The 14,645-nt window shown below is 57.6% G+C and carries 14 protein-coding genes; 8 read left to right on the top strand and 6 right to left on the bottom strand.

Annotated elements, in window-relative coordinates; genetic code table 11:
* Positions 1 to 28: 28 nt before the first annotated feature.
* Positions 29 to 994: an alpha/beta hydrolase gene (locus J7380_RS14905; RefSeq protein ID WP_209196562.1), complete on the bottom strand. Its 966-nt coding sequence runs from the start codon at positions 992 to 994 to the stop codon at positions 29 to 31.
* The gene (locus J7380_RS14900; RefSeq protein WP_170352839.1) at positions 994 to 1,284 is read right to left on the bottom strand and encodes an SCP2 sterol-binding domain-containing protein; all 291 of its coding nucleotides are present in this window, start codon (positions 1,282 to 1,284) and stop codon (positions 994 to 996) included. Before J7380_RS14900 ends, J7380_RS14905 begins: the two co-directional genes overlap by 1 nt.
* A gap of 31 nt (positions 1,285 to 1,315) precedes the next feature.
* On the opposite strand from J7380_RS14900, the gene J7380_RS14895 reads away from it, so the two are divergent.
* The 6 genes from J7380_RS14895 (at position 1,316) to J7380_RS14870 (ending at position 7,206) form a co-directional block, all read left to right on the top strand.
* On the top strand, positions 1,316 to 1,924 hold the full coding sequence (locus J7380_RS14895) for a tetratricopeptide repeat protein (protein WP_209196561.1): 609 nt from the start codon (positions 1,316 to 1,318) through the stop codon (positions 1,922 to 1,924).
* A 16-nt stretch (positions 1,925 to 1,940) separates the two neighbouring features.
* Positions 1,941 to 4,751: a helicase-related protein gene (locus J7380_RS14890; protein ID WP_209196560.1), complete on the top strand. Its 2,811-nt coding sequence runs from the start codon at positions 1,941 to 1,943 to the stop codon at positions 4,749 to 4,751.
* A 6-nt stretch (positions 4,752 to 4,757) separates the two neighbouring features.
* Positions 4,758 to 5,123, top strand: coding sequence for an RNA-binding S4 domain-containing protein (locus J7380_RS14885; protein WP_209196559.1), 366 nt, complete (start codon positions 4,758 to 4,760; stop codon positions 5,121 to 5,123).
* A gap of 66 nt (positions 5,124 to 5,189) precedes the next feature.
* Positions 5,190 to 5,528: a ferredoxin FdxA gene (gene fdxA, locus J7380_RS14880; protein ID WP_170352843.1), complete on the top strand. Its 339-nt coding sequence runs from the start codon at positions 5,190 to 5,192 to the stop codon at positions 5,526 to 5,528.
* 283 nt (positions 5,529 to 5,811) lie between these two features.
* Positions 5,812 to 6,321 carry a CarD family transcriptional regulator gene (locus tag J7380_RS14875; protein WP_170352844.1) on the top strand — a complete coding sequence of 170 codons (510 nt, stop codon included), beginning with the start codon at positions 5,812 to 5,814 and terminating at the stop codon, positions 6,319 to 6,321.
* A 114-nt stretch (positions 6,322 to 6,435) separates the two neighbouring features.
* Positions 6,436 to 7,206 (top strand): ion channel, encoded by a 771-nt coding sequence (locus J7380_RS14870; protein WP_209196558.1) that lies wholly within the window; start codon positions 6,436 to 6,438, stop codon positions 7,204 to 7,206.
* On the opposite strand, the gene cobS is transcribed toward J7380_RS14870, so the two are convergent.
* Positions 7,203 to 7,967: an adenosylcobinamide-GDP ribazoletransferase gene (cobS, locus tag J7380_RS14865; protein WP_209196557.1), complete on the bottom strand. Its 765-nt coding sequence runs from the start codon at positions 7,965 to 7,967 to the stop codon at positions 7,203 to 7,205. The two genes, J7380_RS14870 and cobS, sit on opposite strands and share 4 nt — an antisense overlap.
* A gap of 79 nt (positions 7,968 to 8,046) precedes the next feature.
* Between cobS and cobT the strand changes: the two genes are divergently transcribed.
* Complete coding sequence (gene cobT, locus J7380_RS14860; RefSeq protein WP_209196556.1) at positions 8,047 to 9,060, top strand: nicotinate-nucleotide--dimethylbenzimidazole phosphoribosyltransferase; 1,014 nt, start codon at positions 8,047 to 8,049, stop codon at positions 9,058 to 9,060.
* A gap of 22 nt (positions 9,061 to 9,082) precedes the next feature.
* Here the strand turns inward: cobT and J7380_RS14855 are convergent, their stop codons facing one another.
* Together J7380_RS14855 and J7380_RS14850 are read right to left on the bottom strand one after the other, a co-directional pair.
* On the bottom strand, positions 9,083 to 10,963 hold the full coding sequence (locus J7380_RS14855; RefSeq protein WP_170352848.1) for a monovalent cation:proton antiporter-2 (CPA2) family protein: 1,881 nt from the start codon (positions 10,961 to 10,963) through the stop codon (positions 9,083 to 9,085).
* 15 nt (positions 10,964 to 10,978) lie between these two features.
* On the bottom strand, positions 10,979 to 11,434 hold the full coding sequence (locus tag J7380_RS14850; protein ID WP_170352849.1) for an Lrp/AsnC family transcriptional regulator: 456 nt from the start codon (positions 11,432 to 11,434) through the stop codon (positions 10,979 to 10,981).
* A 146-nt stretch (positions 11,435 to 11,580) separates the two neighbouring features.
* Between J7380_RS14850 and hppD the strand changes: the two genes are divergently transcribed.
* Entirely contained in the window at positions 11,581 to 12,678 is a 1,098-nt protein-coding gene (hppD, locus tag J7380_RS14845) for a 4-hydroxyphenylpyruvate dioxygenase (RefSeq protein ID WP_209196555.1), read from the top strand.
* A gap of 48 nt (positions 12,679 to 12,726) precedes the next feature.
* On the opposite strand, the gene J7380_RS14840 is transcribed toward hppD, so the two are convergent.
* A complete protein-coding gene (locus tag J7380_RS14840) occupies positions 12,727 to 14,622 on the bottom strand; it encodes a hypothetical protein (protein ID WP_209196554.1) in 1,896 nt (631 codons plus the stop codon).
* Positions 14,623 to 14,645: the final 23 nt, after the last annotated feature.

Here is a 14,645-nt window from a genome sequence, read left to right as displayed (position 1 = left end):
GTGCCGGGCAGGGATCACAAGCGGGGTGTTAGTCAGACAGGGCCGGTTCGCGTTCGGCGGCCATGAAATGCGCCGCCAACTGGTCGAAAACGGGGCCGCGGACCTCAGGCGCTTCCATCAAAACCTCGTGTTCCCCGTCGGGGATTTCCTCCAGCGTACCGCTGGGCCAGTTTGCCATGCGGGCGCGGATCGCCTTGCGGTCGACGATCTGTTCATGGGTTCCAAGGAAAGTCAGGCACGGAATGGTGGGGGCGGTCTGTTCCATCAACCAGGCGCATTCGTCCAGCGCCTCGCGCAGCCAGATTGTCGAGGGTGCACCAAGCGCCAACTCGGGGTGGGCGTTCAGCTGATCCTTCATCATCTGGTACATCGCCGGATCGCGGGTCAGTACGTTGCCTTCAAACGGTTGCGACAGGACGTAGCTTTCCAAAGATGTCGTGGGCGGCGTTTTCTCACCCAGCCCAAACCGAGGGCCCCAATAGGCGGTCAAACGGCTCAGCGGTTTCATCAGCGGCGTGAAGAAAATCCCCCACATCGGTCCGGTGAAGGCGCAGGTGGCAAACTTGTCAGTTTCAAGTACAGCCCGCAGGCCAATGGCACCGCCCATCGAGTGACCGATGACGTGCCACGGTTTGGGCAGGTCGAGCTCTGTGGCCAGCGCGAAAGCGGCCTGAGCATCCATTTGATAATCCGGTATCGTATCGACATGTCCGACACGCGGGTCGTCCAGAGGGCGATCGGCTAGTCCCTGACCACGCCAGTCGATTGCCAGAAACGCAAATCCACGCCCGACGAACTCGGTCGCGGCATTACCGTATTTCTCGATATATTCTGTACGGCCGGGAAACATGAACACAGTCCCGACCGCATCACCCTCTGGCAGCCAGTGAGCCACTCGGATGCGAACCCCGTCAGAGGTCGTCAGCCAATGGGCCTGTCCACCGGCGGGTGCGCCGGCCACGTCTTCGAACAAAGGGGCCGACGACATTTCCATCAGGCCAGCGCCGATGCCAGTTGCATGGCGACACCCATGTCACCATCGACGGTCAGCTTGCCGGACATGAAAGCACCGGTCGGGTTCAGCTCACCGCTCAGGATTTGTTCGAACGTGTCGACATCCGCGTTCATGGTGACGTCAGCATCTTCGTCGCTGACACGCGCGCCGCTGCCGTCCAGAACAATCGAACCCACACCTTCAATGGCGAACTTGGCGGATGCGCCAAAGCCGCTGTCGGCCAGTTTTTCGTTCAGCGCCGCTGCGGCTTTTTCCAGAGTGTCGCTCATGGTTCTCCTCACTTTGATTTGAGCACAGGGAATGGACATCCTCCTGCGCTACGCTACACTGACCGTTGTTATGAGCATTGCAAGCACCAATCTCAAAGGTATCGTCGCGGCAACCGCGCTGCTAGTCACGTTTTCCATCCCTTGTCTTGCGCAGCAGGCAGATTCACGGGATGAAGCCGAGCTATTGCAGCAACTGGCGCAATCAACGCCTGATCAAGCGATTGGCATTGATCGTCAACTCAAGTCTCTGTGGTCGCTATCGGGTTCAGCCTCGGCTGATCTCTTGCTGGAACGGGGACGTGAGGCGCTGGATGACGGGGATACCAAGGCGGCTATCGAACATCTGACGGCGCTGACCGATCATGCGCCTGAATTTGCAGAAGGGTGGCACGTACGCGCGTCGGCATTTTTTGGGGTTGAACGGTTTGGCTTGGCCGCCGCTGATCTGGAATACGCACTGACACTTAATCCGAACCATTACGAAGCGATCTACGGTCTTGGCCTGATCTTTGAGATTATTGGCCAACCGGACAAAGCGCTGGCTGTCTACGAGCGTGCATTGGCTATACATCCCCATCATGAAGAAGTAACCAATGCGGTGAATCGACTGAAGCCTCAGGTCGAGGGTTCGGCCCTCTAAGGGGCAGGGGGCAAGAGTGAGCGGGTCATCCCGAATCGTGGCCGTACTGGGCCCGACGAACACAGGCAAAACTCATTACGCGATCGAGCGGATGCTGGGCCACCGGACAGGTGTTATCGGCCTGCCGCTGCGTCTGCTGGCGCGCGAGGTTTATGACAAGATCGTCGCCATTCGCGGGCCGTCTGTCGTGGCGCTTGTTACGGGCGAAGAACGGATCGTGCCGCCGCGCACTCAATACTGGGTCTGCACGGTCGAGGCGATGCCCGAGGGGATGGGTGCCGATTTCGTGGCCATCGACGAAATCCAGCTCTGTACCGACCCCGAGCGCGGCCATGTTTTCACCGACCGTTTGCTGCGGTCACGCGGTACAAGCGAGACGCTGTTTCTGGGCTCGGACACCATGCGTGGTCCCATATCAGCGCTGGTGCCCGAGGCGCAGTTCGTGCGGCGCGAACGCATGTCTCAGCTGGTTTATGCCGGGTCGAAAAAGATCAGCCGGATGCCCCCGCGCAGCGCCATCGTCGGGTTCTCGGTCGATAACGTCTATGCCATCGCGGAACTGCTGCGTCGTCAAAAGGGCGGGGCTGCGGTCGTCATGGGGGCTCTCAGCCCGCGCACGCGGAATGCGCAGGTGGATCTCTATCAGAATGGTGAGGTGGATTATCTGGTCGCAACCGATGCCATTGGTATGGGGTTGAATCTCGATGTGAATCACGTGGCGTTTTCCTCGCTGACCAAGTTTGACGGTCGGCGGATGCGCCCCTTGGCCCCCAATGAATTGGCGCAGATCGCAGGCCGGGCCGGGCGCGGCATGTCGGATGGCACGTTTGGCGTCACGGGCGAGGCCCCGCCGCTGGACGAGGGAACAGCGCAAGCGATCATGGATAGCCGCTTTACGCCGATGAAAAAGCTGAACTGGCGGAATGCCGCTTTGTGGTTCGGCTCAATCGAGGCGCTGATCGACTCGCTTGAGGTCAGCCCCAACGACGAAAACCTGCTCAAGGCGCGGCCGGCTGATGATCTGAACGTGCTGAAATCCCTGTCGCAAGTGACCGAGGTCATGGCCCGCGCCAGTGACCCGCAATCCATCCGTTTGCTGTGGGATGTATGCCGAATCCCCGATTTTCGCGGCATCAGCCATTCCGAGCACGCCAGCCTGCTGGAGGTGATCTACGGGCATCTGCACGAACGCCAGTCGATCCCTGATGACTTCATGGCGCGGCAAATCCGCCGGATCGACCGGACGGACGGAGATATTGATGCGCTGTCCAAACGGCTGGCATATATTCGCACCTGGACATATGTTGCGCAACGAAACGGTTGGGTGCGTGACGAATCCCATTGGCGTGAGGAAACGCGCACTGTAGAAGACAGGCTGTCGGACGCTCTGCATGACCGTTTGACCCAACGATTTGTGGACCGGCGCACGTCCGTGTTGCTGCGCCGGCTCAAACAGAAGGAGGCCCTTTTGGCCGAAGTAAATGACAAGGGTGAAGTGACCGTCGAAGGCGAATTCGTCGGTCGTTTGGAAGGGTTCCGGTTTAGCCCGGACAAGGCTGCGCAGGGGACCGAGGCGAAAGCTTTGAAATCGGCGTCCTTGCAGGCCCTCGCGCCGCAATTCCATCTGCGCGCCGATCGCTTCTACAACGCGCCCGATACCGAAATTGATTTCACCGAACAAGGTGGCCTGATGTGGGGCGAATATGCCGTCGGCAAGCTGGTTGCCGGGTCCGAGCCGCTCAAACCCATGGTCGAGGTCTTCGTGGATGAAGCTGCAGGCCCCGATGTCGAGCAGAAAGTGCAGCGCCGCTTGCAGCACTTCATCGACCGTAAGGTGGCCGCGCTGTTTGAGCCGCTGCTGAACTTGTCACGGGACGAGGAGCTGAGCGGTCTAGCCAAGGGCTTCGCCTTCCGCATGGTCGAGGCATTGGGCATTCTGCCTCGCGCGCAGGTCGCACAAGAGGTCAAGGATCTGGATCAGGACGCGCGTGGCGCACTGCGCAAGCACGGCATCCGGTTCGGTCAGTTCACGATCTTCATGCCGCTGCTGCTGAAGCCCGCGCCGACGCGCCTGCGTCTGGTTCTGTGGGCGCTTGCGGGTGGTTTGCAGGAATTTCCCGAAGCGCCACCTCCGGGTCTGGTCACGGTGCCCGTCGCCAAGGACTCGCCGCGGGGCTATGACACAATGTGCGGTTACCGCGACGCCGGTGAGCGTTCGATCCGTATCGATATGCTGGAACGTCTGGCCGACATGCTCCGGTCCGAGGACAGTCGTGGTGGGTTCGAAGCCAAGCCCGACATGCTCTCGATCACCGGTATGACTCTGGAACAATTCGCCGACCTGATGCAAGGCTTAGGTTACAAGGCCGAGCGGGGCGAGCGTGAAAAAGTCAAAGCTGCGCCCGCCGAACAGCCTGCGGCAGAAGCGCCCAAGCAACCTGTGACTGAGGAAGCCTCGGCAGACGCAGGTGCGACCGACGAGGCGACCGCACCCGCCGAGGCGCCAGCCGAGGCCACCGAAAGCACCGAGGCGGCAGCCGAGGCTCCGGTCGCGGAACCCGTAAGTGATGAGCCCGAGGTCGAGGTGTTCTACACCTTCACATGGGGCCGTCAGCGTCAGCAAAATCGTGGCCCGCGCCGCGAACAGGGGCAGGGCAAGGGCAAGCCGCGTGGCAAGCCTCAGGACAACCGCCGCCCGCAGGGTAAAAAGGGTGGCAAGCCGCAAGGCGCGAAATCCTTTTCGGCCCGCCCACCCAAGAAAGAGAAAGCCATTGATCCCGACAACCCCTTCGCCGCTGCGTTGATGGGGCTGAAGGACGGCAACTAAACGCGCATGTCCGAGCCCAAGCTGCGGATCGACAAATGGCTGTGGCAGGCGCGGTTCTTCAAGACCCGCAGCCTGTCCGCCAAACAGGTCAGCGGCGGCCATGTGCGCGTGAACGGCAACCGGGTGCTGAAACCGGCGGCAGCCATCAGCCCCGGAGACGTTCTGACCTTTCCGCAGGGCCGCATTGTGCGTGTTGTGCGGGTGGAAAAACTGGGTGAACGCCGCGGCCCGGCCCCCGAGGCACAAACGCTGTATACGGATTTGACCGAAAAGCAGGACAAGCCGCCGCGAAATCCAAGCTTTGAAGGAAAAGGTCGTCCAACCAAGAAAGATCGGCGCGCGCTTGATCTTTCTCGCAATCTCGATAGCTGATCCTATCTTGAAGCTGACGCCATACTGATTTAGCTAGACGTCCAAAGCGCAAACGGGAATCCGAACATGACCTACGTTGTCACTGAAAACTGCATTGGCTGCAAATACACCGACTGTGTCGAAGTGTGCCCGGTGGATTGTTTCTATGAAGGTGAAAACACGCTGGTCATTCATCCGGACGAATGCATTGACTGTGGCGTTTGCGAACCCGAATGCCCCGCCGACGCCATCCGCCCCGACACCGAGCCGGGCATGGATCAATGGGTCGAGTTCAACCGGAAATACTCGGAAATGTGGCCGGTTATCATTACTAAAAAAGACCCGCTGCCCGAAGCCGAAGAACGCGACGGTGAAGAGGGTAAAATGGAGAAGTATTTCTCGGAAGCACCGGGTGAAGGCGGTTAAGCGATTCGCCGCCTAAACTCTTTAGTTTAAGAGCAAGAAATCCTCTTAAGATTTTGTTTTTAGTCAAATTTAATGCTTTGACTATCCACGCTGCTTTCGTGTGTCGCATTTTTGTGATATAATCTGTAGCTGAATGATGACTGAGCTGGGGATGACTCCGTAAGTATGTACGCTTTGGAGTTTTGATTTTTAGACAAACAAACCGCCTGACCGGGCCAGAGTGGCGCGGGTTGGGGCGTATTGTTGTCTGTTGTCCAGCTCATTTAACCAAGGATGAACCTGTATGTCTAAGTCGAAAAAGCTTGAGTTCCGCCCGAACGATTATGTTGTCTACCCAGCCCATGGCGTAGGACAGATCATCTCGATCGAGGAGCAGGAAGTCGCGGGATATTCGCTCGAGCTGTTCGTGATTTCTTTTGAAAAAGACAAGATGACCTTGCGCGTTCCGACCAACAAGGCAACGGAATCGGGTCTTCGGTCGCTGAGTTCACCGGACGTTATCAGTCAGGCGATGAAAACCTTGAAGGGTAAGGCCAAGGTCAAGCGCGCAATGTGGTCGCGTCGGGCGCAGGAATATGAACAGAAAATCAACTCAGGCGACCTGATCTCGATCGCCGAAGTTGTCCGCGATCTGCACCGCACCGATGATCAGCGCGAACAAAGCTATTCCGAACGTCAGCTGTACGAGGCTGCGCTTGAGCGTCTGACTCGTGAAGTTGCCGCCGTTTCAGGGGCAGGCGAGGTGTCTGCAGCCAAACAGGTGGACGAAGTCCTGACATCGCGCGCCGCCTAATCGACTGGCAACAATTTTCGATGGGCCGCCTGTATCACGGGCGGCCTTTTCCGTTTGACGGGCTTGGTGAACTCAGGAAAATCCGCTAATTTCCGTTTGGGTAGAGGCGGATAGATGGCAAAGATAAAGAAAACTCTCAGGTATCTGTATATCGGCCACGATCCGGTGTCAGTCTGGTTCCGATATTGTCTGATCCTGTTCGACGCCGGAACTATCGTTTTCTTTATTGCCACGGCGCATATTCCTCATGGTCCCGGAATTTCAGCCGCCAGCATGATCGTGGGCTTTTTGATCCTGTTGGATTTTTCTGCCCGTCTGTGGATCGCAAAGAAACCCTGGCAGCTATTTTTCAAGGTTTACACACTGGCGGATGTGGTAGTCATTCTGTCTTTGATGCTTGACCCCCTGATCACTGGTAATCTGGCGTTTTTGCGTATTCTCAGGGCGTTGCGCTTGATTCACTCGTATCACTTGCTGCGAGACCTGCGCCGCGACAGCTCGTTTTTCCGCACTCATGAAGATGCGGTGATCGCGGCCATCAACCTTTTGGTTTTTGTTTTCGTGACCTCGACAGCTGTTTTGGTGTTCTTCATCCCCGAGAACAGCCAGACAGCCTATATCGACGCGCTGTATTTTACGATGGCGACGCTGACCACCACCGGTTTCGGGGACATCACATTGGCCACTCCGGGTGGTAAACTCTTTTCAGTTTTCATTATGGTGGTCGGTGTTGCGCTATTTGTGCGCCTCGCGCAGGCAATTTTCATGCCGCAGAAGGTGCGCTACAAATGTCCGAGTTGCGGCCTATTCCGTCACGACCCCGATGCAGTTCATTGCAAACACTGCGGCGAGGTGCTGCGGATTGAGACAGGTGGCTCGTCCTAAAGCAAAGTAACGAATGTCAGCAGCATAGCGATTTCAGAGATTTGCTGAGTCGCTCCCAGTACGTCGCCTGTCTGACCGCCGATCTTGGACCTTGCGACCATTGCCAGAGCCAGAACTGCCAGCGCGCTCAACAGAACGGCTGCTAACGCGGAAATCCCGATCAGAACTGCGCAAATCCCAAACGCCAATCCGACGCCGCCCGCGACAATAGATATCTTTGGGGCGCCAACCGATTGGCTCAGCCCCGACCCTCGTGCATTCGGTAAGCTGGCCATAACAGGAGGCATCATCGCGCGCGACCAGACACTTGCGGCCAAAATTGCCGAGAAATACTGGGCCGCGAGCAGCGTCTCGATCAAGGTGACGCGTAACAACAGCGATAGGATCAACGCCAAAACGCCATACGTGCCAATGTGGCTGTCCTTCATAATCTCCAGCCGACGTTCGGGGGTGAAGCCGCCCCAAAACCCGTCAACTGTATCTGCCAGCCCATCCTCGTGCATGGCGCCAGTGGACAGAATGAGTGCGGTTACCACAAAAATGGCGCTGGCCGTGGCGTTCAGCCCGATCGACATCGCAGTCCAACCGACGCTGCAGGCCAAAGCGCCAAGAATGGCTCCGACGAAGGGAAAGGCCCATGCAGCGCTGGCTTGTCGCGCAAATACTTGCGAAGGCAGTTTGGGAACGGGCAAGCGCGTCAACAGGACCAAAGCCAGCGGAATATCCCACAAGGAAATGGGCACCGTGTCGTTTTTTGCCATTTCCACGCCTTTCAGGGTCTTGTTGGATGGATTGCTTCGGTTAAACACACAGGACCACTCTGATGCAACGAGGCTTTGGATGCTGCCTGAACTTAAAGACCTAAATTCCTTTCGAGATGCCCTTCTTCGTGCGCCGGGCCCTGATCAGGACGCTGTGAACGGAGCCGCAGACCGAAATGGGCAACTGACCAAGCCACCCGGCGCATTGGGGCGGCTTGAGGATCTGGCCATCTGGTATGGGGGTTGGCGCGGGGATGCGCGGCCACAGATTTCGGCACCGCAGGTGATTGTTTTCGCCGGAAACCATGGCGTAACGGCGCAGGGTGTGTCTGCTTTTCCACCGGAAGTCACCGTTCAGATGGTGATGAACTTTGAGCATGGCGGAGCGGCCATCAACCAGCTTGCCAGGTCGGCAGGCGCGACCATGGATGTACATGCGCTTGAGTTGGACCGTCCAACAGCGGATTTCACCACGGGTCCTGCGATGTCTGAGGCCGAGGTGTTGGCCGCGCTTCGCACAGGATGGAACGCGGTAGACGCAACCGCCGATTTGTTGGTGGTTGGCGAGATGGGAATTGGCAACACCACCCCGGCTGCCGCAATTGCCTGCGCCTTGTTTGGCGATGACGCTGCGGACTGGACGGGCCGGGGCACCGGCGTAGACGACGCTGGTCTTGCGAATAAAACCCGTGTTGTGGCCGAAGGCGTTGCGCTGCATGGCGGCACGGGTGATGGGATCGAAATTCTGCGCCGTCTCGGCGGACGCGAGATCGCCGCCATGGCTGGAGCGATCGCGGCAGCGCGGGTTTTGCGCATCCCGGTCATCTTGGATGGTTTCATCTGCTCCGCCGCCGCTGCGTGCTTGGCGGATGTCGCCGACGGCGCGTTGGATCATTCCATCGCTGGACATCAAAGTGCCGAAGGTGCCCATGGCGCGGTTTTGGCAAAGCTGGGCAAACAGCCGCTGCTGAACCTTGGTTTGCGACTAGGCGAGGGATCGGGCGGCGCTCTGGCGATCAATATCCTCAAAAGCGCAGTGGCCTGTCATTCCGGCATGGCAACTTTTGCCGAGGCGGGCGTGTCAGACGGTTGATCTTATGGCCTGACCCTTTGGGTCAGGCTGACTTTTTGGCGTGTTTTTCGGCCAGTTCCAACAGCTCGGTTTCAAGATCCTTTTCGAACTGGCGGGCCCGTTCAATGTATTTCTTGTTCTCGGCTGTTGGCATTCCGGGAATCCAAAGCTCGGCCAACTCGCGTACCGACATCCTGTCGTGATGATAGAAGGTCTGTTCGGCCTGCGCGGCCTCGTATTCGCTCAGGCCGATGTTTTCCAGAACATACCGACCGGCACGCAGTGATCCGTCAAACATCTCGCGTACGATATCATTGGCACCAGCCTGATACAGTTCATAGACATGGGTTCTGTCCCGGGCGCGGGCGATAATGTGCAAATCGGGTCGCTGACGACGTGCGAACCCAACCAGACGAGTAACCTGTTTGGGATCGTCCATTGCGGCTACCAAAACAGCTGCTTTTTCCAGGCCCGCGGCGCGCAGCAGTTCAGGACGGGTGGGGTCGCCCAGAAACCCTTTGACGCCGAACCGACGCATCAGTTGAACCGTCTCAATGTCGTGGTCCAGAACGACCGTCTTGGTTCCACTGGCCTGTACCAATCGGTTGACGATCTGACCGAAACGGCCAATCCCGGCAATGATCACAGGGCCTTTCTCATCTATCTCATCGGGTTCGGGTGTCGGAGCGCCGTCGCTCATCCGGCGCGACAACAGATCATAGATGATGAACAGAAGCGGCGTGATCAACATGGTCAAAGCGATGATCATCAGCAGCTTTTGTGACAAATCGGGCGGGATGACGTTCTGCTGGGTCGAAAAGGCAAGTAGAACAAACCCGAACTCGCCCGCTTGCGCCAGCCCCAGCGTGAACAGCCAATGATCGCGACCACGTAATTTAAACGCGCGGCCGACCAGAAACAGAATGATCCCTTTGACGAGGATGACCAAAAGGGCCAGCCCGATCAGATCAAACGGATCATTGAAGAAGTAGGCGACGTCAATTCCGGCCCCGACGGTGATGAAGAAGAGGCCAAGAAACAGACCTTTAAAGGGTTCCAGATCGCTTTCCATCTCATGCCGGAATTCCGAGCTGGCCAGCACTACCCCCGCCAGAAACGCACCGAGGGCCGGGGAAAGGCCAACCAACGTCATCAAAAAGGAAATCCCGACAACGATCATCAATGCCAATGCTGTATACATCTCGCGCAGGCGCGTGGCGTGGATAAAGCGGAATAGGGGGCGGGTCAGGTAGACACCAGCCAGAATAACAAAGGCGATGGCACCGATAGTGACCAATGTGACAGCCCAGCCCGGCAGACCTTCGACCAGTGACAAGCTGTGATGCGCCTTGTCGTGAAGGTCCGTTGCGGCCCTGTTGATGGAACCGTCATTCTGAATTTGCGGAATCGCCGGCAGGGCCAGCAACGGTAGCAGCGCAAGGATCGGGATCACTGCAATGTCTTGCGTCAAAAGCACCGAGAAAGTCGCGCGCCCTCCGTTCGTTTGCATCAAGCCTTTTTCGGACAAGGTTTGTAAAACGATCGCTGTCGAGGACAAAGACAAGGTCAAACCGACTGCCAGCGCCACGGACCACGGATGATTGGCGTAGATGGCAACGCCCGCGATCACTCCGGTAGACAGCAGAACCTGAAGGCCACCCAATCCCAGCAAGCGCTCGCGCATGTCCCACAAAGCGCGGGGTTCCAGTTCCAGCCCGATCAGGAACAGCATCATGACCACACCGAACTCGGCCACATGCTGCAGGCTTTCGGTTTCGGCGCCGACCAGTCCAAACATGGGCCCTATGACGATCCCTGCGGCCAGGTATCCCAAAACCGAACCAAGCCCCAGGCGCGCCGAAAGCGGCACAGCGATCACGGCGGCAGCCAGATAGATCGAAGCCTGGTAAAGGAAATCGTCCATATTATCCTCTTTGGGTCATGTAGGCAGGGGCGCGTCGCGCTTGAGTTGGTCCATAACGATCTGGCTTTGCACACGTGCCACCGCAGGATGCGGCAGTATCACCTGATGAAGCAAGCGATTGAGGGCGGATAGATCGTCGCAATAAACATGAAGCAGGTAATCTGCCTCACCTGTCATCGTCCAGGCGCTGGTGATTTCGGGCCGGGTGTCGACCATGCGGGCAAAGCTTTCGGATTGTTCCGGACCGTGAGTGCCGAGATGAACCTGAACAAAACCTTGCACCTGCAGCCCCAGCTTCAGCGGGTCCAGACGGGCGGCGTAGCCGGTGATGTATCCTTCAGCCTCCAGCCTTTGACGACGGCGGCCGGCTTGACTGGGCGACAGGTTCAGCATCTCACCCAACTGATGCGCCGTCAGATGCGCATTTGTCTGAAGTGCTGATAAGAGTCGCGTATCGGTGGAATCCAGCATATGCGGACTTCTTTCGTAAAAATATCTTTTGGTGCGGACATCGCGCGTTTCCACCCAGTTTACTCGAAAACAATGCGCAGAAACAGCGCCTAATAAGGCGTATTTTGGAATCAGCAAAGAAATTCCTGTTTTCACGGAGACGCGCCATGGGACCCTTCCCGCATAACGCCCCGAAATCTGTCATCAGTAACGAAAACCCCGCCGGAACCGACGGTTTCGAATTTGTTGAATTTGCCCATCCCAACCCGCAAGAGCTGCGTGATCTTTTCACCAAGATGGGCTTTGAGTTGGTCGGTCACCATAAGACGAAGCCATCGGTGGAACTTTGGCAGCAAGGCGATGTGACTTACATCCTCAATGCAGATGCGGACAGTTTTGCAGCTAAGTTCGTTGCAGAACACGGCCCCTGTGCACCGGCGATGGGGTGGCGCGTCGTGGATGCGCAAAAAGCCTATGAACACGCGGTCAGCAAGGGCGCCAAGCCCTATGATGCTGCGGACAAAACGATGGACGTACCTGCGATCAAAGGGATCGGCGGGTCTTTGATCTATTTCATCGACCAATATTATGAGACGTCTCCCTACAACCAAGAGTTCAAGTGGACCGATCATTCCAAGCCGCGGGGTGACGGGTTTTATTACCTCGATCACCTCACCCACAATGTCTACAAGGGAAATATGGACAAGTGGTTCAAGTTTTACGGCGATTTGTTCAACTTCCGTGAGATCCGCTTTTTCGATATTCAGGGTAAGTTCACAGGGCTTTACAGCCGCGCGCTGACATCGCCCTGTGGCCGTATTCGCATCCCGATCAACGAAGATCGCGGCGAGACCGGGCAGATCGTCTCTTACCTGAAAAAGTACAAGGGTGAAGGCATTCAGCACATCGCCGTCGGCAGCGAGGATATCTATGCGTCGACGGATGCGATTGCCGAAAAGGGGTTGAAATTCATGCCCGGCCCAAACGAAGCGTATTACCATATGTCCAAAGACCGTGTGGCTGACCACGAAGAGCCACTGGATCGGATGATGAAACACGGCATTCTGATCGATGGCGAAGGCGTTCTGGACGGCGGCGAAACGCGGATCTTGCTTCAGATTTTCTCCAAAACAGTGATCGGGCCGATATTCTTCGAGTTCATCCAGCGCAAAGGTGACGATGGATTTGGCGAGGGCAACTTTCAGGCGCTGTTCGAATCCATCGAGCGCGAGCAGATCGAAAGTGGTGAGATATCAGCGGCCTGAGCTGGTTATCTAATGCGCATTTTGGGCGGCGAACCACCTGTGCCGCCTTTAACTTCTGGGCATTTTCAGCGTAACGTTCTGACCGCGTTTTTGATATCGCAATTCGCTGTCACTGATCGCGACAACGTTGCCGCCATCAAGACGATCCCCAACCTTCAGCTTTTTGTAGCGCCCGCTGGGCAACCGCACCAACGCGCGACGGTTTGCCGGGGTGCCATACACGCCTATGAGATTCAGTTTTCGCAGGTTGATTGCGTTGTCGATCGTTGCCTGCCGCGCAACCGACGCCGATGAGGGAATTTTCGGGGCCACCGCCCGCGGTTGGAAAGTGTCAGGTTCGTTGGTGCTGCGCTGTATCGCGGCGGTCGACCCAAGACTGACTGCGCTGGTGCTTGCAGGTCGGGTAACACCGGCAGGGCGCGGTTTCGGGCGTGGGACGCGAACAACCGCCAGCGCGGTTGGTGTTTCGTCTATCCGTGGGCGTTGTTGCAACGACGCCGGACGCAATTTGGGCCGTAAAACCGCCAGCTCCTGAAGAGTTCGACCGCCAAGTTGCTGCCGTTCGAACCGTTCTATCAGGTCGGATGGGCGAGGGTTGGGCCGCAGCTCTGCCAGTCTGGTCGTTGGGTCCTCTTCAATTGGTTCCTGTTCGAAACGGACTGGTACTTCTGGCGGGACTTTTGACGGGCGGCCAAGGTAAACTAGAACACCGTCCGGATTCAGCGTGCCTTCTGCTGTTGCGCTCACAAGTCCGCGTTCGTCCAGATCAAACCGCGTCCCTGAGGCGCTGGGTTCGCTGGGTTGGGAGTATACGTCACCCATCGCAAACCTGGTCACCAATGGCGGAGCCACGGCATCGCGCGACAGGTCTGATCGATCGGTTGAAGCTATAAATTGGGCATCAGGCGATTCCGGCGCAGGGCCAGACAGCGGCTCAACCGTGCCTATTTGCGCGCCAGCCTGCAGCTGCTCTGGTTCGGGGGGTGTTTCAATCGGCTCGACTTCGGTGGGTGCAATCTTCAAAGCCTCAAGAATGGCGGCATCGGTCGGCGAAACCTTGGGCGCTTTGGGATCGGTGTCTTCAACTGAGGTTTCTGGCGCCGGTTCGACAGCGGTCAATTCCGTTGGCTTTTCAGCTGGTTCGGGTTCGGCTGTGATTGGGGACGATTCCGGGGTTTCTGCTTCAGACACGGCGGTTTTGGGTGGTGCCTCCTGCGCTGCTTCTTCGACAAGTGCCGTTTCCGGTAGAGTGGCATCATCACCCGACCCAAGGAAGGCCCACATCAAAACGGCGGCGATACCCAGAGCAGCCGCGGCGCCGATAGGTATTCCGTATCCTTCAAGACGGTTTGAAAGTGACACCTCATGGTGCTCTGCAGCCGCCGCTGCGCGGAATTCCGTTGGCTTTTCTTCGGCCGCGATCGCGTGCACCGGAAGCGCCGAAACGGGGGTCTCTTCTGCGGGGGCCGGGTTTCTTGGTGCCAGGAATTGAGGCTCGGACGGGTAGTCCTGCTCGTCGGTGTTGGTCGTGACCTGGGTCGGAACAAAGCCATAGTCGTTGGCGAATGCCATTGCCTCATCCAGCGTCTGCCGGGCGATCGCTGCCACATGTATCACCGCGCCGTCGGTTGCGGTGTCGTATCTCAGGTCTTCGAGCGTATAGGGCGTCGCATCCGTTAACGCGGTCTGAACCAATAGGGTTTGTCCTTCGGCATCTTCATCGCCGGTTTCAAGGTTGAGGAACCGAACCTGATCGGCCGGCAGGACCAGCTTGCAGTTCAGGTCATTTTCCAGCGCGAATCCTTTGTCGCGCAGTGCTTTGACCTGATCTGAAAAATCCGGGGCATCCAGCGAGACATCACCAACGCAGAACCAGTCACCATCCGAAAAGTGGTGCAAAGAAATTCCGGCAGTAGAAAAAGACAGCGCAAAAGCGGGTTTCATAATCCGGAAGAACCATAATTGTC

It is taken from the genome of Ruegeria sp. R8_1, from assembly GCF_017743815.1.
Taxonomy (GTDB): Bacteria; Pseudomonadota; Alphaproteobacteria; order Rhodobacterales; family Rhodobacteraceae; genus Ruegeria; species Ruegeria lacuscaerulensis_A.
Note: the sequence above shows the minus strand (reverse complement) of the source record. Positions and strands in the feature narration are given on the sequence as shown.

Excerpts from the sequence above, each read along its gene's own strand:
- J7380_RS14895 (WP_209196561.1), top strand. The coding sequence starts at position 1,316 with ATGGACATCCTCCTGCGCTACGCTACACTGACCGTTGTTATGAGCATT.
- J7380_RS14875 (WP_170352844.1), top strand. The coding sequence starts at position 5,812 with ATGTCTAAGTCGAAAAAGCTTGAGTTCCGCCCGAACGATTATGTTGTC.
- hppD (WP_209196555.1), top strand. The coding sequence starts at position 11,581 with ATGGGACCCTTCCCGCATAACGCCCCGAAATCTGTCATCAGTAACGAA.
- J7380_RS14900 (WP_170352839.1), bottom strand. The coding sequence starts at position 1,284 with ATGAGCGACACTCTGGAAAAAGCCGCAGCGGCGCTGAACGAAAAACTG.
- cobT (WP_209196556.1), top strand. The coding sequence starts at position 8,047 with ATGCTGCCTGAACTTAAAGACCTAAATTCCTTTCGAGATGCCCTTCTT.
- J7380_RS14905 (WP_209196562.1), bottom strand. The coding sequence starts at position 994 with ATGGAAATGTCGTCGGCCCCTTTGTTCGAAGACGTGGCCGGCGCACCC.
- fdxA (WP_170352843.1), top strand. The coding sequence starts at position 5,190 with ATGACCTACGTTGTCACTGAAAACTGCATTGGCTGCAAATACACCGAC.
- J7380_RS14885 (WP_209196559.1), top strand. The coding sequence starts at position 4,758 with ATGTCCGAGCCCAAGCTGCGGATCGACAAATGGCTGTGGCAGGCGCGG.
- cobS (WP_209196557.1), bottom strand. The coding sequence starts at position 7,967 with ATGGCAAAAAACGACACGGTGCCCATTTCCTTGTGGGATATTCCGCTG.
- J7380_RS14850 (WP_170352849.1), bottom strand. The coding sequence starts at position 11,434 with ATGCTGGATTCCACCGATACGCGACTCTTATCAGCACTTCAGACAAAT.
- J7380_RS14855 (WP_170352848.1), bottom strand. The coding sequence starts at position 10,963 with ATGGACGATTTCCTTTACCAGGCTTCGATCTATCTGGCTGCCGCCGTG.
- J7380_RS14840 (WP_209196554.1), bottom strand. The coding sequence starts at position 14,622 with ATGAAACCCGCTTTTGCGCTGTCTTTTTCTACTGCCGGAATTTCTTTG.
- J7380_RS14870 (WP_209196558.1), top strand. The coding sequence starts at position 6,436 with ATGGCAAAGATAAAGAAAACTCTCAGGTATCTGTATATCGGCCACGAT.